This window comes from Actinomadura darangshiensis, from assembly GCF_004349235.1.
GTDB classification, from domain to species: Bacteria; Actinomycetota; Actinomycetes; order Streptosporangiales; family Streptosporangiaceae; genus Spirillospora; species Spirillospora darangshiensis.
In genome coordinates this window covers 1-2,401 of sequence record NZ_SMKY01000562.1, presented here as the reverse complement: position 1 = coordinate 2,401, position 2,401 = coordinate 1, and the positions used below count along the sequence as shown (strand labels likewise).

Annotated in this window: 3 protein-coding genes and 1 tRNA gene; 1 reads left to right on the top strand and 3 read right to left on the bottom strand. The window is 66.9% G+C overall.

The features are described 5' to 3' along the window. Positions 1-37 precede the first annotated feature (37 nt). Positions 38-110, top strand: a tRNA-Thr gene (locus E1293_RS46390). Between the two features lie 67 nt (positions 111-177). On the opposite strand, the gene E1293_RS46385 is transcribed toward E1293_RS46390, so the two are convergent. The 3 genes from E1293_RS46385 to E1293_RS50065 form a co-directional block, all read right to left on the bottom strand. Further along, positions 178-1,158 carry a tyrosine-type recombinase/integrase gene (locus E1293_RS46385; protein ID WP_243717569.1) on the bottom strand — a complete coding sequence of 327 codons (981 nt, stop codon included), beginning with the start codon at positions 1,156-1,158 and terminating at the stop codon, positions 178-180. A 259-nt stretch (positions 1,159-1,417) separates the two neighbouring features. Then, positions 1,418-1,606 carry a helix-turn-helix domain-containing protein gene (locus E1293_RS46380; RefSeq protein ID WP_132206439.1) on the bottom strand — a complete coding sequence of 63 codons (189 nt, stop codon included), beginning with the start codon at positions 1,604-1,606 and terminating at the stop codon, positions 1,418-1,420. Between the two features lie 79 nt (positions 1,607-1,685). Beyond that, a complete protein-coding gene (locus E1293_RS50065; RefSeq protein WP_424923739.1) occupies positions 1,686-2,045 on the bottom strand; it encodes a replication initiator in 360 nt (119 codons plus the stop codon). Positions 2,046-2,401 lie beyond the last annotated feature (356 nt).

Genomic DNA, 2,401 nt, shown 5'->3' with positions numbered 1-2,401 from the left:
GCCCCACCCCGCTTCGACTACGATGCGGGACGAGCCCGCCGGCGTAGCTCAATTGGCAGAGCATCTGTCTTGTAAACAGAAGGTTAGGGGTTCAAGTCCCCTCGCCGGCTCCCACCCCAAAGGCCCCTTCCGACCAAGGAAGACGCCCTTTGCTAACGGGTTTGCTAACAGCAGCGCCTACGCGACCCTGTCGACCCTGTCGGCGAAGATCGTCGCTGCTTCGGCGAGCTGCTCGTTGACGACATGGGCGTAGACCCTCAGCGTGATGGCCGGGTCAGCGTGGCCGAGCCGTGCGGCCACCACGTGGACGGGGACGCCCGCCAGGAGCAACGTTGTCGCGTGGACGTGCCGGAGATCGTGAAACCGGGCATGGGGGAGCGGCTCGACGTCCTCACCGCCGTTGTTGTGCTCTTTGATCAGCACGGCCATCAGGGACGACACGGTGTCCGGATGGACGGGCTCGCCCCACCCGGTGGTGAACACGTACTCGTCTTCCGTGCCCTTCCAGGATTCGCCGAGCTTGAGCTTGTCGGCGAGCTGGCGCTTGCGGTGCGCTCTGAGGACCTCGACCGTTCCGGGATCGAGGCTTACGGCGCGGGACAGGCCGCTCTTGGTCGTCCCCTCGACGCGCTCGCCGGCGATGAACGAGGCCGAGCCCTTGATGTGGACCGACGGGCCGTCGAGGTCGACGTCAGGCCACCGCAGGTTGAGCAGCTCACCCCGCCGCGCGCCCGTGTAGGCCGCCAGGCGGTAGAAGGCGAACAGCTGGTGTCCCCCTGCCCCGTCGAGGAACGTCCGGAGCTGCGCGGGCGTCCAGACCTTCCCGGGCTCCTCCTGGTGAAGCCGAGGCCGCTTAGCGCGCTCCGTGGGGTTGGACGGGATCAGCTCATCAACCCGGACGGCATCGCCGAACACCTTCCGAAGCACCGAGTGCACGTGAGAGACCGTGCGAGGCGAGAGCCCGGTACCGCGCTTGCCTCCGGTGGTGACGAGGTCGCGGTAGAGCTTGGTGAGCTGGCCGGGCCGGACGCCCTGAAGTCGCAGGCCGCCGATGTTCGGCTTGACGTGCTGTTCGATCAGATGCCGGTAGTTGGCGAGGGTCTTGGGTTTGATCTCGACCGCGTGAGCGTCGAGCCACTCGTCGAGGTAGTCGCCCACGGTGATGGCATTGCGGTCGATGTACTCCCCGCGCCGCGCCTTGACCCGTGCTTCGTCGCGGGCCTCTTTCGCGTCGTCTTCGGTGCGGAACCCGCCAACCCATTCGGCTTGGAGACGCCGGTTTCAGGGGCGGTCACGCGGATGACGTAGTACCAGGTCTTGCCGCGCTTCATGACGCCGTCACGCAGCTTGGGCACGGTCTTGCTGGGCTTGCCCTTGGACGGCTCGCGTGGCGTGTCGGAGCTGGCGGAGTCGGTCATCAGGCAGCCTCTTCCATCAGGGCGTTGACGTAGTTGTTGAGGGCGTTGAGGGCGTTGAGCGGGAAGCGGCGTGAGCCGTCGATCCGGACGGATCGAATGGCGCCGGAGGCGAGGAGTTCGTAGAGCTTGCTGCGGGAGATGGCCAGGGCTTTGGCTGCTTCGGGGACGGTCAGCAGGAGCTTGGGCACGCGGAACTCCATTGATCGGTGGTGAGTGCGGGCAGCGGTTTGCCGGTTAGGGCGGCGGTGAGGAGCGCTTCGCCGGGGGTCATGCCTTGGCCGAGGTAGCGCCAGTGCGCGATGACGAGGACCTGGTCGTCGTCGAAGGGCAGGCGGCCGAGGGTGACCGAGTAGCGCCGGGATTGGTGGAGAAGTGACCGCGGAAGCCGAGCATGTGAGCCCACTCGGTTAGCCGCAGCTCGGCGAACTCCTCCAGGGCACCCAGGCGGAGGCATTCGGTGATGAGCCGCCGCGCGTGCCCGGATACGGGAGGGTCGGCCGGGTCGTCGGTGGGGCGTATTCGGCGGTCGAGGGTGCCGACGCAACACCTGGCCGACGAGCCACGGAGGCACAACGAGCACTCGCCACACTGCCCCCTCCCATGCCTGAACCTGTCGGTCAGGGTCACCAACGCCCTGAAGCCTCACCACGACGAGGTACGGACCATCGACGACCTCATGCGCATGATCCAAGCGGCGAACTCCACGAGATCCGCAACATCGGACGCCGCAGCCTCACCGAGATCCACACGGCCCTAGTCGCCGCCGGAATCGAGGTCCGAAACAGATAGCGGTGTAAATCAGAACGTGCGGTACGCCGCTTCTATGGCCTGATGCGGCAGTTGAGCGTGCATGACTGGGGAACCCCGTGGTTCCCCAGACCCCTCCTGGAGCCGGGGCGCTCGTTCGCGCGAGACGGTCTGTCACGGGGTGCGCGCCGTTCGCGCGAACGAGCACCCCGGAGCGTTGCGCGTCCGTGCAGGAA